This is a genomic window from Propioniciclava sinopodophylli, from assembly GCF_004324755.1.
Classification (GTDB): Bacteria; Actinomycetota; Actinomycetes; order Propionibacteriales; family Propionibacteriaceae; genus Propioniciclava; species Propioniciclava sinopodophylli.
Genome location: NZ_SDMQ01000002.1, coordinates 315424 through 341532 on the forward strand (window position 1 = coordinate 315424; position 26109 = coordinate 341532).

Sequence of the window (26109 nt, forward strand, 5' to 3'; positions counted from 1 at the left end):
TCGATGCTAAAGGCAATCGACCGACTGTTCAGCCGGTTACACCGTTGCACGATGGATCGATCGTCGGCCGAGCCGACGGCCGGTGGCCTGGGCGACAATGCTGGCTGACGCATGGCGCGCCTGGGCGTGTGTTGCGTCAGCCAGATATGCAACCCGGGCTCCATGTCGTCCCGGGCGACAATGCTGGCTGACGCATGGCGCGCCTGGGCGTGTGTTGCGTCAGCCAGATATGCAACCCGGGCCCCAGAGCCGCCACTCAGATGTGTCGCCCGAGTCACCGGGCAACCGCCCTCCCCCGAGACCTGGGCCCCTCCATCCGGGCGGTGCCCAGCGCGATCGCCGGCGTCGCGAACCCGGGTGGACGCCGCCGGCTCGAGCGGAGCTGGGCGTCGCTGTCGTCGGGGACGCCGGCCAACGCGGCCGGACGCCTCGACGAGTTCACCCGTACGGTGCGGTCCACCACCCAGCTCTCGGACGGCGAGGAGGCCGCCTCCTGCGGGCGCTTGCGGGGCTGCGCGCACGGCTCTGAGCGGCGCGGCCTCAGCCCCTGACGGCCAGCCCGGCCAGGCTCGTGGCGCCCAGCGGCGCCGACTCGACCCACTCCATCCGCCCCGACCCGTCGTCGCGCAGCCGCACCAGCACGCCGTGGGGCGCGTCCAGGGTCACGACGTGGCCGACCCAGTGCCCCCAGCCGACCCACGCGCCGGACGCCGCGACCTGCAGCCGCCGCCCGACCCACGTCATCTCGCCGCGCCGCCAGTGCCCGAACCCCACCGGGATGCGGTTGTCGCCGCCGTCGGCGTCCACCCAGCGCAGCTGCCAGCCGTCCGCGTCGTCCATCAGGTGCCACCGGTTCGTCCGGTTCTCGAAGCTCAGGTGCACCGGACCGCCGCGCTCCCCGCCGACCGTGGGCAGCGCCGCGCGCGCGAGGCGTCCGGCCAGCTGGTGGTCGTCGCCGGTGCCGGGGCGGTCGAACGCGGGCAGCAGCGACGCCCAGACCTCGTCCAGCACCTCCTGCATGCGCAGCGTCAGGCCGGTCAGCACGAGCACAGCCTCCTGCGTCGGCATGATGATGCCGAACTGCCCGAACGCGCCGTCGCCGCGGTACCCGCCGTGGGTGTCGTGCCACACCTGCCAGCCGTAGCCCTGCGCCCAGTCGGGGTTCTGCTGGGTCGGGGCGGTCTCGACGTGGCGCTGCCGGTGGCGGGTGACCCACTCCACGGGGAGGATGCGCTCGCCGTCGCGGACGCCGTCGTCAGCCAGGAGCTGGAAGAAGGACGCGATGGCCTCCGGCGCGAGGCGCAGCCCCGAGAAGCCGAGGACGCGGCGGGCCGGGTCGGTGTCCCAGGTGGCGTGCGTGATGCCGAGGGGGCCGAACACGCGGGCGCGCAGCAGGTCGAGCACCGACGACCCGGTGGCGTGCCGGACGACCTCGGCCAGCGTCCAGGTGGCCCACTGGTTGTAGCAGAACGTCGCGCCGGGCTCCCCGTCGGGCTCGACGCCGAGGGTGGTGCGCCACGGCGAGCGGCCGGGGGCCTGGGCGACGCGGGGGTTCCAGACCGTGTCGGAGGTGTGGCCGGTCGCCATCGCGAGGCAGTCGCGCACGCGGATGCGGGAGGCGATGGGGCCGGCGTCCGTCACCACGTCGGCGAACAGGTCGACGAGGCGGTCGTCGTAGGAGAGGGCGCCGTCAGCGACGGCCAGCCCGACCGCGGCCGAGCAGAAGGTCTTCGACAGCGAGTAGAGCAGGGGCGCGTCGTCGGGGCGGTACGGCGCCCAGGTCGCCTCGGCGACCAGCCGGCCCCGGCGGAGCAGGTGGAGGCTGTGCAGGTCGATGCGCCGGCGGGCCAGCCCGTCGAGGAATGCGTGCACCCCGGCCGGGTCCACCCCGGCTTCGGTCGGGAGGGCGCGGGCAAGGGGCCGGTCGATGCTCACATCAGCCAGTCTGGCACGGTTCTCCACAGGGGGTTGGGTATGGATTGTGGATGTCCACCGACTCCCCTGTGGAGGGATCGACTCCCCTGTGGACGACACGCCGCCGGCCTTGCTCGGAGCCTCCGGCGGACGCTAGACATGTCCCTACACGTCGAGCCGCGAGGTGCGGCGTGGGATGGCACGATCGAGTGGCCGTCGGTGGTCTGCAGTCCACCGCTTCACCCGGGTGACGTGGGTGAAGGCACTTTCCCTCGTGTCATCGGCCGGAATCGTCACACCATCTCCGGTCAGAACAGATGTCGGGCCCCCATCGCTCATACCGATGGGGGCCCCATCGGGTTCCTCCGGGCCGACGGCGACCCGATAGGGTGGAAAGTGCATCACTGGACACACTCAAGGGAGACCCGAGTCCGTATGGCCAAGATCATCTACACGCTCACCGACGAGGCGCCGCTGCTCGCCACCCACTCCCTCCTGCCGATCATCGAGGCCTTCACCTCGGCCGCCGGCGTGGAGGTCGAGACTCGCGACATCTCGCTGGCCGGCCGCATCCTCGCCGCCTTCAACGACGTCCTGCCCGACGCCCAGCGCGTCCCGGACGCCCTCGCCGAGCTCGGCGAGCTGGCCAAGACGCCCGAGGCGAACATCATCAAGCTGCCGAACATCTCGGCGTCGGTTCCCCAGCTCGAGGCGGCGATCGCCGAGCTGAACGCGCAGGGCTACGACCTGCCCTCCTACGCCGACGCGGACGCCGACGCCAAGGCCCGCTACGACGCGGTCAAGGGCTCGGCCGTGAACCCCGTGCTGCGTGAGGGCAACTCCGACCGCCGCGCGCCGCTGGCGGTCAAGAACTACGCGCGCAAGCACCCGCACTCGATGGGCGCCTGGTCTGCCGACAGCAAGACCGAGATCGCGACCATGGCCCGCGACGACTTCCGCAGCAACGAGCAGTCCGTCGTCATGCCCGAGGCCGACACCCTGCGCATCCAGCTCGTGGACACCGCGGGCGACGTCACCGTCCTCAAGGACGACCTCAAGGTCCTCCAGGGCGAGGTCGTGGACGCCACCGTCCTGCGCGCAGCCTCCCTGGACGCGTTCCTCGCCGACCAGGTCGCCCGCGCCAAGGAGATGGGCGTCCTGTTCTCGGTGCACCTCAAGGCCACGATGATGAAGGTCTCCGACCCGGTCATCTTCGGCCACGTCGTGCGCGCCTTCTTCCCCAAGACCTTCGCGACCTACGGCGAGGAGCTGAACGCGGCCGGCCTCAACGGCAACAACGGTCTCGGCGCGATCCTGGCCGGCCTCGAGGGCCTGGAGAAGGGCGACGAGATCAAGGCGTCCATCGGCGCCGAGCTGGCCGACGGGCCCGCGCTGGCCATGGTGAACTCCGACAAGGGCATCACCAACCTGCACGTGCCCTCCGACGTGATCGTGGACGCCTCCATGCCCGCCATGATCCGCATCGGCGGGAAGATGTGGGGCCCCGACGGGAAGGAGGCCGACACCCTGGCCGTCATCCCCGACTCGTCCTACGCCGGCGTCTACCAGGCCGTCGTCGACGACTGCAAGGTCAACGGCGCCTACGACCCGGTCACGATGGGGTCGGTGCCCAACGTCGGCCTCATGGCGCAGGCGGCCGAGGAGTACGGCTCGCACAACAAGACCTTCGAGATCACCCAGAACGGCAAGGTCCAGGTCGTCACGGCGTCCGGCGAGGTGCTGATGGAGCACGACGTCGCCCCCGGCGACATCTGGCGCGCCTGCCAGACCAAGGACGCCCCGATCCGCGATTGGGTGAAGCTGGCCGTGACCCGTGCCCGCGTCTCCGGCACCCCGGCCATCTTCTGGCTGGACGACGAGCGCGCCCACGACCGCAACCTCATCGCGCTGGTCAAGAAGTACCTCGAAGACCACGACACCGAGGGCCTGGACATCTCGATCATGAGCCCCGTCGAGGCCACCAAGGCCTCCGTCGAGCGCATCCGCCGCGGCGAGGACACGATCTCGGTCACCGGCAACGTGCTGCGCGACTACAACACCGACCTGTTCCCGATCCTCGAGGTCGGCACGTCGGCGAAGATGCTGTCGGTGGTTCCGCTGATGAACGGCGGCGGCCTGTTCGAGACCGGAGCTGGCGGCTCGGCACCCAAGCACGTGCAGCAGCTCCTGCAGGAGAACTACCTCCGCTGGGATTCCCTCGGTGAGTTCCTCGCGCTGGCCGAGAGCCTGCAGCACCTGGCCCGCTCCACCGGAAACGCCCGCGCGGGCGTCCTCGGTGCGGCGCTGGACGCCGCGACCGGCACCCTGCTCAACGAGGACAAGTCGCCGGCACGCCGCGTCGGGCAGACCGACAACCGCGGTTCGCACGCGTGGCTCGCCGTGTTCTGGGCCGAGGAGCTGGCCAAGCAGACCGACGACGCCGAACTCGCCGCGGCCTTCGGGCCGGTGGCGACCGAGCTGCGGGCGCAGGCGGACGCCATCGCCGCCGAGCTGATCGACGTGCAGGGCTCCCCGGTCGACCTGGGCGGCTACTACCGCCCGGACGCCGGGAAGACCGACGCCGTGATGCGCCCCTCCACCACCCTGAACGGCATCATCACCCGGCTGGCGTCTCCGGGCGCCTGAGCCGACCGGCTCAAAGGCGGGGACCGCGAGCGGGATTTCGATCCTGCCCACGGTCCCCGCTTCGTCGTGCACGGGTTCCACGGTGGCCGGCCCGCCCTGCGCTGGACGCCACCGCGAACCGCTCCAGCACTGCTCGCGCTCCGCCTCCGGGACGCCGCGGGCCCTGGGCGTGACGTGGGAGGATGGCGGGCGTCGGAAGGAGGGTGCGTGCCACCGCAGTGGGATGCCGAAGCGCTGTTCCGCTTCGTCGACGTGATGGGCGTGGTCGCCAACGGGCTGCTGGGGGGCGCGGTCGCCCGCTCGAAGCGCTTCGACATCGTCGGGTTCGCCACGCTGGCGATCATCTCCGGCCTGGGCGGCGGCATGATCCGCGACGTCCTGCTGGGTGCGGGGTACCCGGTCGCGCTGGTGGACCCGGCCTACCTGTCCGGCGCGCTCATCGCCGCGTTCGTGGCCTACCTGATCAACCTCGAGGGCACGTGGCCCCGCCGGGCGCTGGCGCTGGCGGACGTGCTCGCCCTGGGCTGCTGGTCGGCGACCGGCACCATCAAGGCGGCCTCCCTGGGGCTGCAGCCCGTGTCATCCATCATGCTCGGCGTCATCACCGCCGTCGGGGGCGGCATGCTGCGCGACGTGCTGGTCGGGCGGACGCCGGCCGTGTTCGGCGGCAACACCCTGTACGCGTCGCTGGCGGTGGTTGGCAGCATCGAGGCGCTCGCCCTGTTCCACCTCGGGATGGCCGACGACGGCATGGGCGTCTCGATCGTCACCTGCGCCGTGCTGGGCCTGCTGGCCCGCCGGCTGGGCTGGATGCTGCCTGAACCGATCGACTTCAACCTGCGCTCAGCCCTCAAGCCGCTCGACCCGCGCGCCAACGTGCTGCGGCTGAAGGAGCGCAACGACCGGCGGGCGAACCGCAACCGGGAGGCGTCCGCTGCGGACGCCGACGGGGATCAGTCGGGCTCGTAGGCCAAACTGAGCGATAGGCTCGACGCGTGCCGGAGACCCCCGCCCGCGTCGTGAACGCCCCCGACGTCGCCCTCGTGTTCGAGGGGGGCGGCATGCGCGTGGCGTACACCTCGGCCGTCGTGGTCCGGCTCGTCGAGGAGGGCCTGGTGTTCCCGTTCGTCGCGGGGATCTCTGCGGGGGCGTCCAACACCGTCAACTACCTGGCCGGCGACACGTGGCGGGCGCGGGCGTCCTTCACCACGTTCGCCGCAGACCCCAACTTCGGCAACTGGCGCACCTTCGTCCGCGGCCAGGGCCTGTTCAACTCCGACTACATCTACCGGCGCACGTCCGGGCCCGACGAGGCGCTGCCGTTCGACCGGACTTCTTTCGACGCCCACCCGGGCGAGTTGTCGATCACGGCCTTCCGGGCCCGCGACGGGGCGACCGTCCGGTGGGGGCGCGCCGACGTCCACGACACCCACGACCTGATGGTGCGCGTGCAGGCGTCCTCGACGATGCCGATCGTGATGCCACCGGTCGACATCGACGGCGACCTGTACGTGGACGGGGCCCTCGGCGCATCGGGCGGCATCCCGATCGACGCGGCGCGCGAGGCCGGCTACCGGAAGTTCGTGGTGGTCCTCACCCAGGAGCGCGGCTACACCAAGAAGCCGGCGTCCAACCCGTGGCTGTTCCGGCGTCACTTCCGCCGCTATCCGGCCGTGGCGGACGCCCTCATCGCACGTCCGGCGCGCTACAACGAGACCCGCGAGGAATTGTTCGAGCTGGAGCGCGCAGGCGACGCGTGGGTGTTCGCACCCGAATCGATGCAGATCTCCAACGGCGAGCGCAACGTCGCGAAGCTGCAGGCCGCGCACCAGCGGGGCCTGGCCCAGATCGGGCGCGAGCTAGGTGGCCTGAGGGAGTTCCTGGACCTGGGCTGACGCGAGGCAGCGGCGCCGCATCGCGAAGCGGCGTGGGCGCGCCGAGGCCCCGCCCCGTGAGGTGTGGCATGCCCCCAGCCCAGGCATGGGCATAGGCTCGCGCCCATGAATGTCGCCATCACCGGAGCCCACATCGTCCCCGTCACCGCCGAGCCCTTCGACGGCACCATCGTCCTCACCGACGGTCGCATCAGCGCCCTCGGCCCCGACGTCGACGTCCCCGAGGGCCACGAGGTCGTGGACGCAGCGGGCGCCTGGGTGCTGCCCGGTTTCGTGGACGCCCACGTCCACCTCGGCGTGTGGGAGGAGGGCGAGGGCTGGGCCGGCCAGGACACCAACGAGATGACCGATCCGGTGATGGCCGGCGCCCGCGCGCTGGACGCCATCAACCCCTTCGACCAGGGCTTCGACGACGCTGTCATGGGCGGTGTCACCGCGGTCAACGTGAACCCCGGCTCGGGCAACCCCATCGGCGGCCTGACCGTCGCCATCAAGACGTGGGGCCGGATCGTCGACGAGATGGCGCTGCGCTCGCCGTCCGGGCTGAAGGCCGCCCTCGGCGAGAACCCCAAGCGCGTCTACGGCGAGCAGAAGAAGACCCCCTCGACCCGGCTGGGCACGGCGCTGGTGATCCGCAGGGCCTTCACCGAGGCGCGGAACCACGCCGCCAAGGACGACGCGGGCGGCAACCTCGTCCACGAGGCGTTGCTGCAGGTGCTGAACCGCGAGATCCCGTGGCGCCAGCACTGCCATCGCGCCGACGACATCGCCACCGCGATCCGGATGGCCGACGAGTTCGGCTACGAGCTCGTGCTCGACCACGGCACCGAGTCGTGGAAGATCGCCGACCTCGTGGGCGGGCGCGGCATCCCGGTGCTGTACGGGCCGCTCATCGTCACCCGCTCGAAGGTGGAGGTGCGCGACCGCTCGCTGGCGGCCCCCGGCATCCTCGACCGGGCGGGTTCGCCGGTGTCGCTGATCACCGACCACCCGGTGGTGCCCATCGAGTATCTGGTCACCCAGGCGGCGCTCGCGGTACGCGAGGGCATGGACGCCGACGCCGCCCTCCGGGCGATCACCATCAACCCCGCACGGGTGATGGGCGTGGCCGATCGCATCGGCTCCCTGGAGGTGGGCAAGGACGCCGACGTCGTCCTGTGGACGGGCAACCCCCTCGAACTGGCCCAGCGCGTCCTGCGGACGTGGGTCTCCGGCGAGCAGATCTACTCCTGGGACGCCGAGGCCGGTCCGGTCTGGGCGAAGCGCTTCTGATCGTGGATGCCCACGGTCCTTCAGGTGCGAGTGGAGCGCGCCTCGAAGGGCCCCACCTAACCTGCCCAGCATGACCTGCCCCCTCGACGCAGTGCGCGCGACGCACGACGCGTTCGTGGCCGAGCGACCCCCCGGCGCCGACGAGGACGTGCACATGGTCGCCGCAGTCGTGGACCACGTGATCGAGCGCTGCACCGAAACCGGCGGCGTGGTGTTCGACCCGTTCGTGGGGTTCGGGACGACCCTCGCCAGGGCCATCGCGCTCGGGCGTGAGGCGTGGGGCATCGAGCTTCTGCCGGAACGCGTGGCGCTCGTTCGGGAGCGGGTGCCCACGGCGTCCGTCATCGAGGGCGACGCCCGCGCCCTGCTGGACGTCCTCGCCGAGGCCGACGCTCCGATCGCGGGCCGGGTCGACCTGGTGCTCACCTCCCCGCCGTACATGACCGCCACCGACCATGAGGCCGACCCTCTCACCGCCTACGAGCGGGACGGCGGCGACTACGCACGCTACCTGCGTGAGCTCGGGCTGGTGGCCGCCCAGTGCGCCCGGGTCGCGAGACCGGGCGGCTTCGTGGTCTGGAACGTGGCCGACATCCACCACCGTGACCACACGACACCACTGATCGCCGACTGCGCCCGGGTGCTCGGGGCGCACCTGGACTGGGTCGGTGTGGTCCCCATCGAGTGGGACGCCCTCCCCCACGATCTCGTCGCCGATGCGCTGCTGGTGTCCCGGCGTCCGGCCTGATGAATCAGCGCCCCTGCCCGTCTGGGTGGGCCCGCGCAGATGCACCTCGAAAGTGAATCCGCTCCTGCTCCATCGGGCGCAGATTCACTTTCGAGGTGCATCTGTGAGGTGACGCTCGGTCGATCGGGCTGGATCGCCCGACCAGCTCACACGTTGAAGCGGAACTCGACCACGTCGCCGTCAGCCATCACGTAGTCCTTGCCCTCCAGACGCATCTTGCCGGCGGCCTTGGCGGCGGCCTCGGACCCGGCGGCGACGAGGTCGTCGAAGGAGACGACCTGGGCCTTGATGAAGCCCTTCTGGAAGTCGGTGTGGATGACGCCGGCGGCCTCGGGGGCGGTGGCGCCCTTGCGGATCGTCCACGCGCGCGACTCCTTGGGGCCGGCAGTCAGGTACGACTGCAGCCCGAGGGTGTCGTAACCGACGCGCGCGAGCTTGTCGAGGCCCGGCTCCTCCACGCCCATCTCGGCGAGGAAGTCGCGCGCCTCGTCCTCGTCCATCTCGACCAGCTCGGACTCGAACTTGGCGTCCAGGAACACCGCCTCGGCCGGGGCGACCAGCGCGCTCATCCGCTCGCGGAGGGCGTCGTTGGCCAGCTCGTCCTGGTCGCAGTTGAAGACGTAGATGAATGGCTTGGCCGTCAGCAGGAACAGGTCGCGCAGGTGCTCCGTGTCCATCCCCGAGGCGAAGATCGTCTTGCCCGCGTTGAGCACCTCCTGAGCCGCCTGCATCGCCTCGAGCTTGGGGCGCGCCTCCTTCTTGATGCGCGCCTCCTTCTCGACCCGCACGATCGCCTTCTCCAGCGTCTGCAGGTCGGCCAGGATCAGCTCGGTGGTCACCGTCTCGATGTCGTTGCCAGGGTTCACCGACCCGTCGACGTGGGTCACGTCGGCGTCCTCGAAGACGCGGGTGACCTGGCAGATGGCGTCCGCCTCGCGGATGTTGGCCAGGAACGCGTTGCCCATGCCCTCGCCCTGCGAGGCGCCCTTCACGATGCCTGCGATGTCCACGAAGGACACCGTCGCCGGCAGTTGCTTCTCCGACCCGTAGATCTCGGCCAGCTTCGCCAGCCGCGGCTCGGGGACGCCCACCACGCCCACGTTCGGCTCGATCGTCGCGAACGGGTAGTTCGCCGCGAGAACGTCGTTGCGGGTGAGTGCGTTGAACAGGGTCGACTTGCCCGCGTTGGGGAGACCGACGATTCCAATGGTGAGTGCCACGGGAGACCATCCTAGATGGCCGGATGCGCGCGCCCGAACCGAGCCCAAGCCCTCGGATGAGCGACCGGGGCGTCAGGCCCCCGCGTAGTACGCGGTGAGCGCGCCGGCCAGCCAGGCCGGGTCCTGAACGCCGGCGAGTTCACGCGTCGAGTGCATGCTCAGCAGCGGGATTCCCACGTCGCACATCACGATGCCCAGACGCTCGGCGGTCATCGGCCCGATGGTCGAGCCGCACGGCACGGCGTTGTTCGAGACGAAGTCCTGGGTCGGGACGCCCGCCGCGGCGCACGCGCGCCGCCACAGCGCGGAGCTGGTGGCGTCCGAGGTGTAGCGCAGGTTGGCGTTGTGCTTCAGCAGCGGGCCGGCGTTCAGCACGGGCCGGTGGTCGGGGTCGTGCACGTGGGCGTAGTTGGGGTGGACGGCATGGCCTGCGTCCGCCGAGATGCAGGACGAGCGAGCGAGCATGCGGTGCCAGCCGTCGGTGTCCACGCCGACCGCACCAGCGAGACGGCGGAGCACCTCTTCCAGCAGCGGACCGGCCGCGCCCGAGCGCGAGGACGAGCCGACCTCCTCGTGGTCGAAGCAGGCCAGGACCGTGATGTCGTCGGACGCCTCGGCCTCGAGCAGCGCGACCAGCCCGGCGTGCACCGACGACAGGTTGTCGAGCCGGGACGAGGCGAAGAACTCCCCCGTCGGACCGAACACGGCCGGCGCCTCGGTGACGTAGGTGTAGAGGTCGTGGCTGGCGACGTCGGCGGCGTCGAGGTCGGCCTCGTCGGCGATGAGTTGCAGCAGGTCGAGGTCGGGGCGTCCGACCGAGAAGACGGGCTTGAGGTGGGCCTGCTTGTCCAGCTTCAGGGCCTCGTTGACCGAGCGGTCCAGGTGCGGGGCCGGCTGGGGCACCCGCAGCCACGCGGGCGTCCGGACGAGCACCTGCTCGCCCGAGCGGGTCACCACGCGCCCGGCCACGCCGAGCTCGCGGTCGAGCCACTGGTTGAGCAACGGGCCGCCGTAGACCTCGACCGCCACCTGCTGCCACCCGAACGCGGACGCCGTGGGCTGCGGCTTGAGCTTCAGCGCGGGTGAGTCGGTGTGGGCACCCACGATGCGGAAGCCCGAGTGCGCGGCGTCCAACCCGCTGGGGGCGTGCCACGCGACGACCGCTCCGTCGCGGACCACGTAGCCGCCGCCGGGTTCGAGGACGAACCGCTCGTCCTCGGGCTGCTGTGTGAAGCCGGCCGCGTCCAGCCGCCGGGCGACCTCGCCCGCGGCGTGGAAGGAGCTCGGGGACGCGCTGACGAAGGCGGCCAGGTCGCTGATGTGGTCCAGTGCCATGACGTCCATCCTGCCGCACGTCAGAGGGCGAAGAGCACCAGGCTGCAGGCGACGACGGCGAGTCCGGCGATCATGCCGTAGATGGTCTGGTGCTTGTCGGTCTGGTAGCGCCACGCCGCCGGCAGGAGCTCGTCGAGCGCGAGGAAGATCATCATCCCCGCGACGAGGCCGTACAGGACGCCGAACAGCGACGCCGGCAGCACCCACGCGATCAGGGCGGCGGCCAGCAACCCGCCCAGCGGTTCGGTCAGGCCGGACGCCGTGGTCCACCAGAACGCCTTGCTGCGCGAACCGGTGGCCGCGTAGACGGGGGCGGCCACCGCGATGCCCTCGGGCACGTTGTGGATGGCGATCGCCGTGGCCAGGGTCAGGCCGAGCGCTGGGTCGGAGTAGGTGGCGACGAACGTGGCCATGCCTTCTGGGAAGTTGTGCAGCGCCAGCACGACGGCCACGAGCAGCCCCGACCGCAGCAGGGTGCTCGTGCGGCGTTGCCCCTCGCCGGAGGACAACTCGGATTCGCGCCCCTCGGTCTCGTTGGGGTTGAGCGGCTCGGGCAGGAACCGGTCGATGACCAGCACCAGCGCGATGCCGGCGAAGAATGCGAGGTAGGTGGCGCCCATCGCGGGGCCGCGCTCCATGGTCTCGGACAGGGCCGCGACGCCCTTGGGCAGGATCTCCCCCATGCTCACCATGAGCATCGCGCCGGCCGCGAACGCCAGGGCCACCGCCATCATGGGGCGTCGCGGCGTCCGCTTCCAGATGACGATGGCGCCGCCGACGGCGGTGGCCAGCCCGGCCAGCAGGGAGACGAGGAGCGCGAGCAGCATCAGGTCGTGATCCTCCGGAAGCCTGCTCCGCTGCTCGTGTGCACGGCCACCATCCTGCCGCAGGCGGCGGGGCGTGCGGGAATTGTCGGAGGCCCCTGACAGGATCGAGGCATGGACAACTTCGGCATCCTCCTGGTCGCCCTGCTGGTCGGCGTCGTGTTGGGCGCGGCCGCGGCCTGGTTCGTGCTGCGCCGCACCGCCGATGCCGCCTCCGGGGTCGAGGCCGAGCGGCTGCGCGCCCAGGCCCAGGGCGCGCGGGCCGACGCCGAGCGGGCGCGGGCCGACGTGTCCAACGCCGAGCTGCGGGTGAGCCAGGCCGAGGTGCGCGTCCAGGAGGCGCGCGCGGAGGCGGAGCGTGCCCGCGCCCAGGTCGCCGAGGCGCGGGCCGCGGCGTCCGACTCGCAGGCCGACGCGGCCGAGCACCAGGCGGCGGTGGCGGCGCTGCAGGCGAAGGTGGTCGCCGCCGAGGCCGAGAAGGCAGCCGCGGTGGCGCGGGCGATCGAGGTGGCCGCCGACCGCGACGCGCTGGTGAAGGAGTTCAAGCTGCTGTCGGGCCAGGCGCTCGACGAGCAGGGCAAGAAGGCGGACGCCACGGCCGAAGCCCGGCTCAAGGCCACCGACCAGCTGATGACACCGATCCGCGAGAGCCTCGCTGCGTTCAACGAGCGCCTCACCGAGGTGGAGAAGGCCCGGGTCGCAATGTCGACCGAGCTGGCGCAGCAGGTGAAGGCGGTGCAGTTCACCGGCGAACAACTGCGGCGTGAGACCAACGCCCTGTCGACGGCCCTGCGTAAGCCCCAGGTGCGCGGCGCGTGGGGCGAGCTGCAGCTCAAGCGGGTCGCCGAACTCGCGGGCATGCTCGAGCACTGCGACTTCACCCAGCAGTCCACCTCCACGACGTCGGAGGATCGGGTGATCCGCCCCGACCTCAAGGTCACCCTCGCCGAAGGCAAGTTCGTCTACGTCGACGCCAAGGTGCCGCTGTCGGCGTTCCTCGACGCCCAGGAGACCGAGGACGAGCGGGATCGCGAGCACCATCTCGCCCTGTTCGCGAAGAATGTGAAGGGCCACGTGGATGCCCTGGGCGGGAAGAACTACTGGAAGGCCGACCCGGGCACGCCCGAGTTCGTCGTGATGTTCGTGCCGAACGAGGCGCTGGGCTTCGAGGCGCTGCGGCTGATCCCCGACCTTCACGAGTACGCCAGCGGTCGCAACGTGGTCGTGGCGACGCCGTCGACGCTCATCGCCATGCTGCGCTCGGTCGCCTACGGGTGGAAGCAGGCCAAGCTGGCCGAGTCGGCCGCCCAGGTCTCGACGCTGGGCCGCGAGCTGTACGAGCGGCTGGGCACGATGGGCCACAACGTCGACAAGCTGGGCCGCGCGCTGGGGTCTGCGGTGAAGGCGTACAACGCGTCGGTGGGCTCGCTGGAGACCCGCGTGATGGTCACCGCGCGCCGGTTCCGCGACCTCAACGTCACCGAGGCCGAGCTGGGCGAGTTGACCCCCATCGAGGAGCCGCTGCGCCAGATCGCAGCGCCCGAGCTGGTCGCCGACGCCACCGCCGTCCCTGCCGTGATCGGGCGCAAGGCGTCCAGCGAGCTGCCCGAGGCGTCCGCCCTCCAGCGGGGCGAGCCCGACCTGTTCGACCTGGTGGGCGAGACCTCCCCCGAGGTGGCGCCGCCGGTCCGCCAGCACGCGTGAGTGGGACGCCCCCGAACCACGACCACCGACGGGGGCACAATGGGCGGGTGAGCCACCTGCCCATCGATGCGAGCCGCCGCCCCCTGCCGGTGACGGCGTCCGACGTGGACGCCGCGGCCGCCCGCCTGGCCGGCGTCATCACGGAGACGCCCCTGCAGTACAACGAGCGCCTGTCCGCCGCGACGGGCGCTGAGGTATGGCTCAAGCGCGAGGACCTGCAGCCGGTGCGCTCCTACAAGATCCGGGGCGCCTACAACTTCATCGCGCAGCTGTCCGAGGAGGAGCGGGCCGCTGGCGTGATCGCCGCGTCGGCCGGCAACCACGGGCAGGGCGTCGCCATGGCGTGCGCCGAGCTGGGCATCAAGGGCCGCATCTACGTGCCGAGCACGACTCCGCGCCAGAAGCGCGACCGCATGCTGACCCTGGGCGGCGCGTTCGTCGAGCTGATCGTAGTGGGCGACTCGTACGACGAGGCGTCCGCCGTCGCCAAGCAGGCCGCCGAGGAGACCGGTGCCGTCATGGTCGCCGCCTTCGACGACGCCCGCACGATCGCCGGCCAGGGCACCGTTGCCAAAGAGGTCGTCGAGCAGCTCGGCCGCGAGCCGGACCGCATGGTCGTCCCGGTCGGCGGGGGCGGCCTGCTGGCCGGCTGCCTCGTGTGGCTCAAGACGTTCAGCCCCCGCACGACGGTCGTGGCCGTCGAGCCGAGCGGGGCGGCGTGCATCGCTGCCGCGCTGGACGCCGGCGGGCCGACGACGCTGAAGCGCATCGACACGTTCGTGGACGGCGCCGCCGTGCGCCGGGCCGGCGACCTCACCTACGCGATCGCCGCCCAGCTCGCGCCCCAGATGGTGTCGGTGCCCGAGGGCGCCATCTGCTCGGAGATGCTGGCGCTCTACCAGACCGAGGGCGTCATCGCGGAGCCGGCCGGCGCGCTGGCGTCCGCGTCGCTGCGGCAGGCCAAGCCGAACCCCGGCGAGGTCGTCGTGGTCGTCATCTCCGGCGGCAACAACGACGTGTCGCGCTACGCCGAGATCGTCGAGCGGTCGCTGGTCTACGAGGGCCGCAAGCACTACTTCCTGGTGAACTTCCCGCAGGAGCCGGGCGCGCTGCGGCGGTTCCTCGACGAGGTGCTCGGCCCCGACGACGACATCACGCACTTCGAGTACGTCAAGCGCAGCAACCGCGAGATGGGGCCCGCGCTGGTCGGCATCGAGCTGGGTGACCCGACCACGCTCGGCGACCTGCTCGGACGCCTCGAGCGCAGCCCGATCCGAGCCGAGCCCGTCGACCCGGACAGCCCGTTCTACCGCTTCCTGATCTGATCCTCATACCCATGGGGGTATCGTGGGCGACAGTCGTTCGCCGAACCGAGGAGTCCCCGTGCGCACCCGCCGCTTCGCTTCCGTGACCGTCGCCGCCCTGGTGGCCCTGACCGGGGCCGCGTGCACCGCGTCGGAGCCCGCCGCGGGAGGCCGGGCCACAGCCTCGGCCGAGGCCTCCCGCGCCTACGGGGCCACGCTGAACGCCGCCGAGTTCGCGGTTTCCCTGGACACGCCCGGTGTGATCGTGCTCGATGTGCGGACGCCGGCCGAGTACGCCGCCGGCCACCTGGAGGGCGCGGTGCTGGCCGACATCAACGGGGACTTCGAAGCCGCCGTCGCCGGCCTGGACCGCGCCGCCCCCTACGCCGTCTACTGCCGGTCCGGCAGCCGGTCGGGAGCCGCGATCGAGGCGATGAAGCAGCTCGGTTTCGGGGACGCCTGGCACCTGGGCGGCGGCATCGGAGCTTGGCAGGCGGCCGGCGAGGACGTGGTGACCGGCGGCTGAGGCAGGCCATGATGGGCGCATGAGCTTCTGCGCCCGCCGTCCCGGACGTCTGGCGTCCCAGCTCGTGGGGGACGTTTTTGTCGCGGTCTGGGCCATCGGCTGGTGGTTCGGGAGCCGCTTCGTGGACGGCACGATCCGGGCCATCGCCGAGCCGTCGCGCCAGACCCAGCGCATCACCAGCGACCTGGCCCGGCAGACCACGGAGGCCGCGACCCAAGCCGCGGGGGTCCCGGTGGTGGGGGCGCAACTGCGGCAGCCGTTCGACGGCATCGCGGGGAGGATCGGCGACCTGTCGGCCTCGGCGTCCGACCAGGTGGCGCAGGTCGAGCGGGTTGCGACCGTACTGGGGTGGCTCGCGTTCCTCGTGCCGGTGCTGCTCGTGGCGTTGTGGTGGGTGCCGCGGCGGCTGGCGTTCGTCGCGCGCTCCCGGGAGCTGGCGCAGCTGGCCGCCTCGCCGGAGGGGAACGAGTTACTGGCCCTCCGGGCGCTGGCCAACCAGCCGCTGGGCAGCCTGCGCCAGGTGGCGTCCGACCCGGTGGCCGCGTGGCGGACGGGCGACGCCGCCGTGATGACCCGGCTGGCCGACCTGGAGCTGGCGTCGGCCGGGCTGGGCCGGCCGCGGCGGTCACGTCACTGAGTGCGAGCGTTCGGGTCCCGGAGGTAGGAGCGGAGCGAGCCTCGAAGGGCCGTTCCCGCTCGCTTCGCCGGGCACCTACTCTGGTCGGGTGACATCCCCCAAGCGGCCGCACCGGCCCGTGCTCCGATCGCCGGAGGCCCTCGAGGCGCTCGGGCAGGGCACCGACCCGATCGCGCAGCTGCATGCGGCCCACGAGACGGCCGCCGCCCTGCTGCGCGTGGGGCGTGCCGCCGAGGATCCGAGCGTGGCCGCCCGGCTCGTCGCGCTCGTGGACGAGACCGGGCTGTCGACGCTGGCCGACCTGTGGGCGCACCGCCCGGCCGCCACCCTGCCGGGCGCCCTGTGGCGGCTCTACCTGCTGCGCGAGTGGATGGTGTCCGACCCGGACGGGGCCGCGCGCGAGTACGGCGCTGGCGTCCGCTTCACCGAGCCCAACCACGCCGTCGCCGGCGTCGACCCGCCCGGTCCGGACGAGGTTCGCCGGGTGGCGGACGCCATCCTGCGCGGGGTGTTCACCGGCGACTTCGCCATCGCGCTGGAGCGCGCCGCCGCGTTCTGCCATGTGGTGGCCTCGGGACGGGCGGAGGTCGCGCGGGGTCACAGTGAACTCGACCGCGCCGTCAAGCTGCAGGACATGGCCCACGACCTCGCCGAGAACGCCCGCCTGTGGCGCAACGGCGACCTCACCTGAGCCCGCACTTGGCTCACACGGGCGCGGCGCCTATCCTCGTACAGGCGTCGGGCTGCGGTAGCCCCGGGCTCCACTCATAGCCGCTACGAGCGGCCACGCGCCGAGAGGCGCTCCCAGCCCGACGCTCACCCCACCCCTCCGCCGACAGCCCCGGTCGTTTGCGCCGACAGCCCCGGTCGTTTGCGCCGACAGCCCCGGTGTCGTCTGCCGACACCTACGACAGCGGTCGCGGATCCCCGCCGCGCGAGCGAGCTCGGCCTGCGCGCAGGCGAGCCCACCGTGTTCGAGCCCAGCCATGTGGCTGGTGCCGCGCCAGAGGGTCCGTCCGTTCCGGCGCACGGTAGCCGTCATGCTCCCGTGGAGGTGCTCCAGCGCGCCGGGGGTGTTGCGGTGCTCCCCGGGCTCGCCGTGACCGGCTTCTCCGGGTTGCCCAGGCGCACGACCGTGACGTCCGGCAGGCGCACCGCCAGATCGGTAAACCTCGGTGCGCAGCGGGCCGGAGTGGATCTGGCCGCCCGCGAAGGCCACGCAGGCCTCGCGCTCGTCGAAGGCCTGCGCCTGCCCCCACCAACAGGCGTCGGGGAACCCGCCGCCTCCCAAGTTCTTCTCGCCGTCGACCTGCGCGGGGATAGGGGCTACCGGCGCATAGGACCGGGGCTCTCGGCACCAACCACCGGGGCTCTCGGCACCAACCACCGGGGCTCTCGGCACCAACCACCGGGGCTCTCGGCACCAACTGCCGGGGCTTTCGGCGCTTCGCTCCCACCGAGCCGCGGCGGATTGGGTCACTCGTGGGGCTGCGTCTCGACCCACGCCGCGAGCTCGACGCGCGGACCGGTGAAGAACGGGGTCTCCTCCCGGACATGCAGGCGGGCCTCGACGGCGCGCTGGGCGCGCATGGCGTCGGTGAGGCGGTGCAGTTCGTCGGCCTCGAAGGCCAGCAGCCACTCGTAGTCGCCCAGCGCGAACGCCGAGGTGGTCGAGCCGAGCACGTCGGGGAAGTCCTTGGCGGCCATGCCGTGGGTGCGCAGCATGTGGGAGCGCTTCGAACCGTCCATGTAGTACCACTCATAGGAGCGCACGAACGGGTACACCGTCAGCCACGGCCGCGGCGCGATGCCGGAGAAGCAGGCCGGCGTGTGCGCGTTGTTGAACTCGGCCGGGCGGTGGACGCCGACGTTGCTCCAGCGGGGCTCCAGCACCTCACCCAGCGTGGATCGACGCAGCGCGTGGTAGGCGGCCTGCAGCTTGGTCGGGTCGTCGGCCAGCAGCCAGACCATCAGGTCGGCGTCGGCCCGGAAGCCGCCCACGTCGTACCAGCCGCGGATCGTGACGCCGGTCGCCTCGACGGCCGCGACCGTCTCGGCGGCGTGCTCCGCGCGCTCGGCCGCCTCGCCGGCCATCAGGCCGGCCATGGTGAACACCGAGTACATGACGTAGTGGGAGCCGGAGTTCACGTCCTCGGGCGCGACGTAGGAGTCGCGCGGGTCGCCGCTGAACGGGGCGCCGGAGGTCTTGCCGTGGGGTGCCTGGGACATGGTGCTCCTCGCGTTCGGGATGGTTCGTGGTCAGGGAGTCTCGGGGGCCCCGCACGCGGCGGGGAGTGCCGGGCCGCCGGGGCGTCCGGAGCCGCAGCAGGTGGCCGTGCAGGTGCGCAGCCCGCCGAGCAGCGAGCGCGCGGGGTCGGCCGCGGGGTCGAATCCACCTTCGCCGCGACCCAGGGCCGCCTCGACCGCGTCGGCCAGCATGCCCACGAACGCCGGGTGGACGCCCACGGTCGCGGCCCGCACGTAGGCGAGGTCGTGCTCGGCCGCAGTCTCGCGGGCCTGAGTGTCGAGGTCGTAGACGACCTCCATGTGGTCGTTGACGAACCCGAACGGCACGGTGACGACCGAGCGGACGCCCTCGGCGGCCAGTTCGGCCATCCGGTCGTTCACATCGGGCTCCAGCCACGGGATGTGCGGGGCGCCCGAACGCGAGCAGTACGCGATCTCCCAGGCGTCGTCGGCCAGCCCGGCCGCGGCGGCGACCCGCTCGGCGACCCGGCGGTGCTGGGCGGAATAGGTGTTGGCTTCGCCGGGCGCAGCCATCCGGGAGCCGGGCTCGGCCGACCGGGGGCCGGGCCCCGACGCCGCGTCCATCGCGGTCGGGATCGAGTGGGTGACGAACAGCACGCGGGCGTCCGGCAGTTCGGCGACGGCGGCGCGCACGGCGTCGGTGTTGGCCGCCACGAAGCCGTCGGTCTCGGCGAAGGGCCCGATCTTGGTCAGACCGAAGGACAGGCCGGTCTCGGCGAGCGCCCCGGCGAGGTCCTCGCGGTACTGGCGGCAGCCCGAGTAGGAGGCGTAGGCCGCCGTCGCGAGCACGAGCAGGTCGCGGGCGCCGGACGCCGCGAGGTCGCGCAGGGTGTCGGCCACGTACGGCGTCCAGTTGCGGTTGCCGATGACGATGGGCAGGTCGATTCCGCGTTCGCGGAGGACCGCGCCGAGGGCGTCCATCAGCTCGCCGTTGCGCTCGTTGATCGGGGAGACGCCACCGAACATCTGGTAGTGCCCGGACACCTCGACCAGCCGCTCGTCCGGGATGCCGCGCCCGCGGGTGGCGTTGCGCATGAAGGGCAGGACGTCCTCGGGGCCGCGGGGGCCGCCGTAGGAGAGGACGAGGATGGCGTCGGTCACAGGGCCTCCAGGTGTCGGGACGCGCCCAGATCGGACAGGCGCAGCCCGGTGATCGGGCAGGTGTCGCAGTCGAGCGTATCCGGCGGCACGATCGCGGACTGCTCGCGGTCGCCCAGCAACGGCTCAGAGGCCGGGTCGATCTCGAGGTTGCGCAGCACGGGCCGCACCTCGGGCTCGATCCCCCACAGGGCGGAGAGCGCGGTGAGGTACTCATCGGTGCGGCCCTCGTTGGCGGCCTGGCGGGCGCGGACGCTGGGCACGTGCACCAGCCGGGCGGCGAGCCGGCGCAGCGCGTGGGCGGCTTCCTCGGCGGTGAGCTGGCGGCCCTGGGGCAGGCGGGCCACCTCGTCGGCGACCATCGCGTTCACGGTGTCGCGCAGGGCGACTACAACCGGGTCCATCTCGCGTCCCTTCAGGCGGCCGACCAGGTCGCGGACGCCCGCGTCCACCAGCGAGCGGGCGCGGCCGATCTCGCGGTGGGACGCCTCGGGCACGTGGCGCTGGATGGTGGGCAGGTCGAGCAGCATCACGCCGGGGTGGGCGGCGGCTGCAGGGTCGATGTCGCGGTAGACGGCCAGGTCGACCAGGACCAGCTCCGCGCCGTCGCGGCGGGCCATCACGGCACCGATGTCCTCTGCCGACAGGATCGGGGCGCCCAGCCCGCGACAGGTGACCACGACGTCGGCCGCGGCCACGGCGTCCAGCAGGTCGGGGCCGGCATCGCGCGTGCCGAGGTGGGTGGCGACGAACGCCCCCGCACGGCCGGACGCCGACCACACGACCACGTCGGTGGCGCCGCGCTGGTCCAGGTCGGCGACGACGGCGCCCGCGTAGGCGCCGGTGCCCACGAGCAGGACGCGGGTGGTGGCCCAGTCGCGGCGCAGCAGGTCGAGGCCGACCGACACGACGGAGCGGCCGGTGGCTGCGAGACGGGTCAGATGAGAGACCTTGCGGGAGGTGCGCAGGGCCTGCTCGATCGTCTCCGAGAGGAGGCCGGTGGCCAGGCCCTCCTCGCGGGCCTGCTTGAGGGCGCGGCGCAGTTGGCCGGCGATCTCGCGCTCGCCCACGACCATCGAGTCCAGGCCGGCGCCCACGTCGAAGAGGTGCTGCAGGGCGTCGGCGTTCTCGCGCACGGTCATCGAGGTCTCCCCCACCTCGGCGCGCACGACCTCGGCCACGACGTGGGTGGGAGCGTCGGCGTCCACGTACACCTCGACGCGGTTGCAGGTGGCGAGCACCACAGCGCCACGCACCGCGTCCGACGCGGCGACGACGCGGCGTCCGAGACCGGGCACCGCGGGGGTGGCGGACTCGACTGCGCCGAGCCCGTGCTCGGCGTGGTGGATGGAGACGAGGTGCAGCGCCATGACCCGACCCATTCAACCACTGCGCGCCGACGATCCCGAATCCGGCACGACGGTCGGGCACCCGGCTCCGCCTGCCCCCGACCCGCCTATGATCAGGGCCGTGACTCCGACCGGCCCGACACCTCCGCTGCTGCGCGCCCTCACCGGCGATCGTCCCCAGACCCACCCCGTCTGGTTCATGCGCCAGGCCGGGCGCTCCCTGCCCGAGTACCGCGAGGTGCGCCGGGGCACGGGCATGCTCGAGTCCTGCCTGATCCCCGAGCTCGCGGCCGAGATCACGCTCCAGCCCGTGCGCCGCCACCGGGTGGACGCCGCCATCTTCTTCAGCGACATCATGATCCCGCTCAAGCTCGCCGGGGTGGACGTCGACATCGTCGCCGGCGTCGGCCCGGTCATCGCCGAGCCGGTGCGCACGGCGTCCGACGTCGACCGGCTCGTCGCCCACAGGTTGGGCGACACCGCCATGATCACCGAGGCCATCCGGCTCATCACCACCGAACTCGCCACCACGCCGTCCGGCGAAGCGGCCTGGACGCCCCTGATCGGCTTCGCCGGCGCCCCCTTCACCCTCGCCGCCTACCTCGTCGAGGGCCGCCCCAGCCGCGACCACCTCGCCGCCCGCTCCCTGATGGTCGCCGACCCGGCCGCCTGGGAGAAGCTGATGGCCTGGTGCGCCGACCTGTCCGGCGCCTTCCTCACCCTCCAGGTGGACGCCGGCGCCTCGGCCGTCCAGCTGTTCGACTCGTGGGCCGGGTCCCTCCCGCTGGCGGACTACGCCGCGCGCGTCGCCCCGTGGTCGCGCCGCGCGCTGGCGTCGGTCGAGGGGCGCGTACCGCGGCTGCACTTCGGCACCGGCACCGGCCACCTGCTGGAGGAGATGGCGAAGGGCACGGACGCGCTGGGCATCGACTACCGCACGCCGCTGGACGAGGCCGCCGCCCGCCTGCCCGGCATGCCCCTGCAGGGCAACATCGACCCCGCCCGCCTGCTCGCCGGCTGGGACGCCCTGGAGAGCCACGCCCGCGAGGTGCTGGACCGCGGCCGCGCCGCCCCCGCCCACGTGGTGAACCTTGGCCACGGGGTCCCGCCGGAGACGGACCCGGCGATCCTCACCCGTCTCGTCGAGCTCATCCACCAGCCATGACGCACCTCGACGCGATCGTGGTCGGCGGCGGCATCGGCGGCCTGCACGCAGCGCTCACGCTGGCCAAGGCGGGGCACGCCCCGCTGCTGCTGGAATCCCGCGGCACGTGCGGCGGGCTGGTCTTCGGCGCCCCCATCGGCGGCGTCTGGGTGGACCTCGGCGCCGAGTCGTTCGCGAAGCGTTCGGTCGCCACCGCCGAGCTGTGCCGTGAGGTCGGCCTCGACGTGGTCGACCCGTCCGGCCAGTCGTGGCTGTGGTCGCACCGCTCGGGCGGGTTCGCGACCCGCATCCCGCACGGCGTGCTGGGCATCCCCACCGACTTGGACGACCCGATCGTGGTCGACCTGCTGTCGCCCGAGGGCCTGGCCCGCGCGCGGGACGACCTGACCATGGGCCCCGAGACCGGCGCGGACGCCCCCGACCTGGCCTCGTTGGTCGTCGCCCGCCTCGGCGAGGAGGTGCTGACCCGGCTGGTCGACCCCATCGCCGGCGGCGTCCACTCGGCGCACCCCTCGGAGCTGTCGGTCGACGTCGTCTCCCCCGGCCTCCGCGCGGCGCTCGTCCGCGAGGGGTCGCTGGTCCGGGCCGCTGCCGCCCTGCGCGCCGCCGCGCCCCCCGGCGCAGTCGTGAGCTCGGCGTCCGGCGGCCTGTTCACGCTGCCGCGCGCGATGGTCGAGCGCATCGGTGGGCTTGGCGGCACGGTCGCGACGCGGCGGGTCGTCACCTCCGTCGAGCGCGACGGGGACACCTGGCGCGTCACCCACCACGAGGCCGGCCGCGCGCCGAACCCCGCCGACCCGCCGGTCCCGGTCGGCGAGCCGCAGGTCGACACCACCGGCCGCCTGGTCGTCGCCCTCGACGGTCGCGCCGCGCTCGACCTGCTGCGCCCCTTGTCCGACCTGGCCATCGGCGACTGGGAGCTGCCCCGCGGGGCCGACCTCGCGCAGGTCTGCATCGTGCTGGACGCACCCGAGCTGGACGCCGGCCCGCGGGGTTCCGGGCTGCTCGTCACCCCGGACGCCGAGGGCGCCGAGCGGCGGGTCGGCTGCAAGGCGATCACGCACTACTCGATCAAGTGGCCCGGCGTCGTCGCCGGCACCGGCAAGCACGTGCTGCGGGTCTCCTACGGGCGCGCCGGCGTCCCGACGCCCGAGCCGACGCTGGCCGGCGCGCTCGCCGACGCGCGCGTCCTGCTCGGCATCGACCTGGCCGAGGAGCAGGTGGTCGGCCACGGCGTCATCCACTTCCCCAACTCGCTGCCCCCGCAGACCCCGGCGCACCGCGTCCGGGTCGACGAGCTGACCACCCACCTGGCAAACACTCCGGGCCTGGCCATCACCGGCGCCTGGTTCGCCGGCACGGGGCTGGCCGCCGTCGTCGCCCACGCGTCACGGGTCGCCGGGGAGCTGGCGGCCCCATGAACACCGCGGACGGCCGCCTCCACCTGCGCCTGGGCACGCGCGGCTCCGAGCTCGCGCGCACGCAGTCCGGGCACGTGGCGGACGCCCTCCGCGCGCTGGGGCACTCCGTCGAGCTGGTGACGATCCGCTCCGAGGGCGACGTCACGTCGGGATCGCTGCTCGAGGCGGGCGGCCTGGGCGTCTTCGCCGCAGCCCTGCGCCTGGCGCTGCTGCGCGGCGCGGTGGACCTCGTCGTCCACTCCCTGAAGGACCTGCCGACCGCCCCCGTCGAGGGGTTGGCCGTGGCGGCGATCCCCGAACGGGAGCTGCCGTTCGACGCCCTGTGCGCCCGCGACGGCCTGACGTTCGCCGAGCTGCCCCCGATGGCGCGCGTCGGCACCGGCTCGCCGCGGCGGGCCGCCCAGCTGCGCGCGCAGCGTCCCGACCTGACCGTCGTCGAGATCCGCGGCAACGTCGGCACCCGTCTCGCGCGCGTGCACGGCCACGGCACCGAGCCGGGCGACCTGGACGCCGTGGTGCTCGCCCGCGCCGGGCTGGCGCGGTTGGGCCGTTTCGACGCCGCCACCGACACCCTCGACCTGCTTCCCGCGCCCGGGCAGGGGGCGCTCGCGGTCGAGTGCCGCACGATCGACGTCGGCCTGCGGGAGGTGCTGCTGCAGCTCGACCACGCCGACACCCGGCTCTGCGTGACCGCAGAGCGCACCGTGCTGGCCACCCTCGAGGCCGGCTGCGCCGCGCCGGTCGGCGCGTACGCCCGCGTGGTGAACGGCCACGTCGAGTTCACCGCCTCGGTGTTCAACGCCGAGGGGACGTCGTCGGTGACAGCCCGGCGCAGCGCCCCGTTGCCCGTCGACGCCGGGGCCCTGGGCCACGAGGTCGCCCTGGAGCTGCTCGCGAAGGGGGCTGCCGACGTCACGCCACTCGGCGAGGCCCGCGCCAGCCAACTCGAGGACTTCCACCACGAGCAGGCCCTGTGGGCCCCCGGGACCGCCGAGGCGCTCGTGGGGCGCCGCGTCCTGCTGCCGCGCCCCGAGGGACCTTTGGCGCAGGCGATCCGCGCCGCCGGCGCCGAGGTGGACGCCGTCCCCGTCACCGAGACGCAGTCGCTGCCGTTCTCGCTGCCCGGCCGGGTGGACTGGCTCGTGCTGACCTCGCCCGTCGGCGTCCGGATGCTCTCCGAGGCCGGCGTGGAGCTGGCCGACCTGGCAGACCGCATCGCAGCCGTGGGCCCCGCGACGGCCGCCGCGATCGAGGCCTTGGGCGTCCGGGTGGACATCGTGCCGTCTGGCCGGTCGGACGCCGGCGCCCTCCTCGGCGTCCTGCCCCAGGGGCCGGCGTCGGCGCTGCTGGCCGGCTCGGCGTTGGCCGGGCCCACCATGGCCGACGGACTGGCCGCGCGCGGCTGGGACGTCGACGTCGTCCACACCTACACGACCGCCACGGTGGCGGACGCCCCGGCCGTGCGGCCGTGGTCGGACTACGACGCCGTCGTGGTGACCGCCGGGTCCATCGCCCGGGCGGTCGTCGACCTGCTCGGCATGCCCGAGCCCCACGTCGCGGTCGTGACCCTCGGCGAACCCAGCGCCGCGGCGTCCGACGCCGTGGGACTGCGCGTGCACGCCATCGCCGACACCCAGGACGGCCCCGGCGTCGTGGACGCCCTCGTCCACGCCCTCACCGAGGAGAAGCAATGACCACGATCCGCCCCCGCCGCCTGCGCACCACGCCCGCGATGCGCGCGCTGGTCCGAGAGACCCGCGTCTCCCCCGGGCAGCTCGTGCTGCCGGTGTTCGTTCGCGACGGCATCGACGCGCCGGCGCCCATCGCGTCCATGCCGGGGGTCGTGCAACACACCGTCGACTCGCTGCGCCGCGAGGCCGTCCGCGCGGCGAACGCCGGGGTCGGCGGGCTGATGCTGTTCGGCGTGCCCCTGGAATCGGACAAGGACGCGGCGGGGTCCTCCGGCGAGGAGCCCGACGGCATCCTCAACCGCGGACTGCGCGCCGTGCGCGAGGAGGTCGGCGACGACCTCGTCGTCATGGCCGACACCTGCCTGGACGAGTTCACCTCGCACGGGCACTGCGGGGTGCTGGACGCCCGCGGTCGGGTCGACAACGACGCCACCGTGGACGCCTACGTGCGCCTCGCGGTCGCCCAGGCGGACGCCGGCGCCCACGTCGTCGGTCCGTCGGGGATGATGGACGGCCAGGTGCTCGCCATCCGTTCGGGGCTGGATCAGACGGGGTACGCCGATGTGTCGATCCTGGCGTACGCGGCGAAGTACGCCTCGGCGTTCTACGGGCCGTTCCGCGAGGCCGTCGGGTCGTCGCTGCGCGGAGACCGGCGCACCTACCAGCAGGACCCGGCCAACCGGCGGGAGGGGCTGCGCGAGACGCTGCTCGATCTCGCCGAGGGCGCCGACATGGTGATGGTGAAGCCGGCCTCGCACTACCTGGACGTGCTCGCCGACGTCGCCGCGGCGTCCGACGTGCCGGTGGCCGCCTACCAGGTGTCGGGCGAGTACGCGATGATCGCCGCCGCCGCCGAGCGGGGCTGGATCGACAGCGAAGCCGCCGCCTCCGAGTCGGTCACCTCCATCGTCCGGGCCGGCGCGGACATCGTCCTGACCTACTTCGCACTGGACCTCGCCTCCCGCCGCTGACCCGCCGAGGGCTTGCCTTCACTCCGCCGAGGGCTTGCCTTCACTCCGCCGAGGGCTTGGGTCCCCTCCGCCGAGGGCTTGGGTCCCGTCCGCCGAGGGCTTGGCCTCGAGCGTGTTTGAA

At 72.9% G+C, this 26109-nt stretch carries 22 protein-coding genes and 1 pseudogene; 16 read left to right on the forward strand and 7 right to left on the reverse strand.

All coding sequences use genetic code 11. The annotated features are described in order from the left end of the window. Positions 1 to 323: 323 nt before the first annotated feature. A complete protein-coding gene (locus ET989_RS03690; RefSeq protein WP_131167207.1) occupies positions 324 to 551 on the forward strand; it encodes a hypothetical protein in 228 nt (75 codons plus the stop codon). Here the strand turns inward: ET989_RS03690 and ET989_RS03695 are convergent. After that, the gene (locus ET989_RS03695; protein ID WP_165490011.1) at positions 541 to 1935 is read right to left on the reverse strand and encodes a serine hydrolase domain-containing protein; all 1395 of its coding nucleotides are present in this window, start codon (positions 1933 to 1935) and stop codon (positions 541 to 543) included. The genes ET989_RS03690 and ET989_RS03695 overlap by 11 nt on opposite strands. Positions 1936 to 2349: 414 nt before the next feature. Here ET989_RS03695 and ET989_RS03700 point away from each other — a divergent pair, with 414 nt between their 5' ends. From ET989_RS03700 to ET989_RS03720, 5 genes are all read left to right on the forward strand, one after another. Further along, positions 2350 to 4560 (forward strand): NADP-dependent isocitrate dehydrogenase, encoded by a 2211-nt coding sequence (locus tag ET989_RS03700; RefSeq protein ID WP_131167209.1) that lies wholly within the window; start codon positions 2350 to 2352, stop codon positions 4558 to 4560. 207 nt (positions 4561 to 4767) lie between these two features. Next, complete coding sequence (locus ET989_RS03705) at positions 4768 to 5529, forward strand: trimeric intracellular cation channel family protein (RefSeq protein WP_241656187.1); 762 nt, start codon at positions 4768 to 4770, stop codon at positions 5527 to 5529. Positions 5530 to 5555: 26 nt separating this feature from the next. Continuing rightward, entirely contained in the window at positions 5556 to 6455 is a 900-nt protein-coding gene (locus tag ET989_RS03710) for a patatin-like phospholipase family protein (RefSeq protein ID WP_241656188.1), read from the forward strand. A 105-nt stretch (positions 6456 to 6560) separates the two neighbouring features. Then, positions 6561 to 7727, forward strand: a complete 1167-nt coding sequence (locus tag ET989_RS03715) for an amidohydrolase (RefSeq protein ID WP_131167210.1) — start codon at positions 6561 to 6563, stop codon at positions 7725 to 7727. A 70-nt stretch (positions 7728 to 7797) separates the two neighbouring features. Beyond that, positions 7798 to 8475 carry a DNA methyltransferase gene (locus ET989_RS03720; RefSeq protein WP_131167211.1) on the forward strand — a complete coding sequence of 226 codons (678 nt, stop codon included), beginning with the start codon at positions 7798 to 7800 and terminating at the stop codon, positions 8473 to 8475. A 146-nt stretch (positions 8476 to 8621) separates the two neighbouring features. Here the strand turns inward: ET989_RS03720 and ychF are convergent, their stop codons facing one another. The 3 genes from ychF to zupT all read right to left on the reverse strand — a co-directional run bounded on the left by ychF (position 8622) and on the right by zupT (position 11857). Then, the gene (gene ychF / locus ET989_RS03725) at positions 8622 to 9695 is read right to left on the reverse strand and encodes a redox-regulated ATPase YchF (RefSeq protein WP_131167212.1); all 1074 of its coding nucleotides are present in this window, start codon (positions 9693 to 9695) and stop codon (positions 8622 to 8624) included. A 72-nt stretch (positions 9696 to 9767) separates the two neighbouring features. Next, complete coding sequence (locus ET989_RS03730; RefSeq protein WP_131167213.1) at positions 9768 to 11039, reverse strand: M18 family aminopeptidase; 1272 nt, start codon at positions 11037 to 11039, stop codon at positions 9768 to 9770. A gap of 11 nt (positions 11040 to 11050) precedes the next feature. Continuing rightward, positions 11051 to 11857: a zinc transporter ZupT gene (gene zupT, locus ET989_RS03735; protein ID WP_131167214.1), complete on the reverse strand. Its 807-nt coding sequence runs from the start codon at positions 11855 to 11857 to the stop codon at positions 11051 to 11053. Positions 11858 to 11968: 111 nt separating this feature from the next. Between zupT and ET989_RS03740 the strand changes: the two genes are divergently transcribed. From ET989_RS03740 to ET989_RS03760, 5 genes are all read left to right on the forward strand, one after another. After that, a complete protein-coding gene (locus ET989_RS03740) occupies positions 11969 to 13558 on the forward strand; it encodes a DNA recombination protein RmuC (RefSeq protein WP_131167215.1) in 1590 nt (529 codons plus the stop codon). 47 nt (positions 13559 to 13605) lie between these two features. Beyond that, positions 13606 to 14883 (forward strand): threonine ammonia-lyase IlvA, encoded by a 1278-nt coding sequence (gene ilvA / locus ET989_RS03745; protein WP_241656189.1) that lies wholly within the window; start codon positions 13606 to 13608, stop codon positions 14881 to 14883. Between the two features lie 58 nt (positions 14884 to 14941). Beyond that, entirely contained in the window at positions 14942 to 15388 is a 447-nt protein-coding gene (locus ET989_RS03750) for a rhodanese-like domain-containing protein (RefSeq protein ID WP_131167216.1), read from the forward strand. Positions 15389 to 15407: 19 nt separating this feature from the next. After that, positions 15408 to 16025, forward strand: a complete 618-nt coding sequence (locus tag ET989_RS03755; RefSeq protein WP_131167217.1) for a hypothetical protein — start codon at positions 15408 to 15410, stop codon at positions 16023 to 16025. A gap of 88 nt (positions 16026 to 16113) precedes the next feature. Continuing rightward, positions 16114 to 16716 (forward strand): hypothetical protein, encoded by a 603-nt coding sequence (locus tag ET989_RS03760; protein WP_131167218.1) that lies wholly within the window; start codon positions 16114 to 16116, stop codon positions 16714 to 16716. Between the two features lie 785 nt (positions 16717 to 17501). Here ET989_RS03760 and hemQ read toward each other — a convergent pair. The 3 genes from hemQ to ET989_RS03770 are packed head-to-tail and all read right to left on the reverse strand — an operon-like array spanning position 17502 to position 20761. Beyond that, on the reverse strand, positions 17502 to 18254 hold the full coding sequence (gene hemQ, locus ET989_RS15395; protein WP_241656190.1) for a hydrogen peroxide-dependent heme synthase: 753 nt from the start codon (positions 18252 to 18254) through the stop codon (positions 17502 to 17504). 30 nt (positions 18255 to 18284) lie between these two features. Continuing rightward, positions 18285 to 19394: a ferrochelatase gene (locus ET989_RS15400; protein WP_241656191.1), complete on the reverse strand. Its 1110-nt coding sequence runs from the start codon at positions 19392 to 19394 to the stop codon at positions 18285 to 18287. Beyond that, a complete protein-coding gene (locus ET989_RS03770; protein ID WP_165490012.1) occupies positions 19391 to 20761 on the reverse strand; it encodes a glutamyl-tRNA reductase in 1371 nt (456 codons plus the stop codon). Before ET989_RS03770 ends, ET989_RS15400 begins: the two co-directional genes overlap by 4 nt. A gap of 88 nt (positions 20762 to 20849) precedes the next feature. Between ET989_RS03770 and hemE the strand changes: the two genes are divergently transcribed. The 5 genes and pseudogenes from hemE to hemB all read left to right on the forward strand — a co-directional run bounded on the left by hemE (position 20850) and on the right by hemB (position 25988). Beyond that, entirely contained in the window at positions 20850 to 21905 is a 1056-nt protein-coding gene (gene hemE / locus ET989_RS03775; protein WP_131167268.1) for a uroporphyrinogen decarboxylase, read from the forward strand. Further along, the gene (locus ET989_RS03780; RefSeq protein ID WP_131167220.1) at positions 21902 to 23326 is read left to right on the forward strand and encodes a protoporphyrinogen/coproporphyrinogen oxidase; all 1425 of its coding nucleotides are present in this window, start codon (positions 21902 to 21904) and stop codon (positions 23324 to 23326) included. Before hemE ends, ET989_RS03780 begins: the two co-directional genes overlap by 4 nt. Beyond that, a pseudogene (gene hemC / locus ET989_RS16095) lies at positions 23323 to 24249 on the forward strand (hydroxymethylbilane synthase); the annotation flags it as partial. The gene ET989_RS03780 and the pseudogene hemC, both read left to right, overlap by 4 nt. A 150-nt stretch (positions 24250 to 24399) precedes the next feature. Continuing rightward, complete coding sequence (locus ET989_RS16100) at positions 24400 to 25020, forward strand: uroporphyrinogen-III synthase (protein WP_241656202.1); 621 nt, start codon at positions 24400 to 24402, stop codon at positions 25018 to 25020. Beyond that, on the forward strand, positions 25017 to 25988 hold the full coding sequence (hemB, locus tag ET989_RS03790; RefSeq protein ID WP_131167221.1) for a porphobilinogen synthase: 972 nt from the start codon (positions 25017 to 25019) through the stop codon (positions 25986 to 25988). Before ET989_RS16100 ends, hemB begins: the two co-directional genes overlap by 4 nt. The last annotated feature ends 121 nt before the right edge of the window (positions 25989 to 26109 follow it).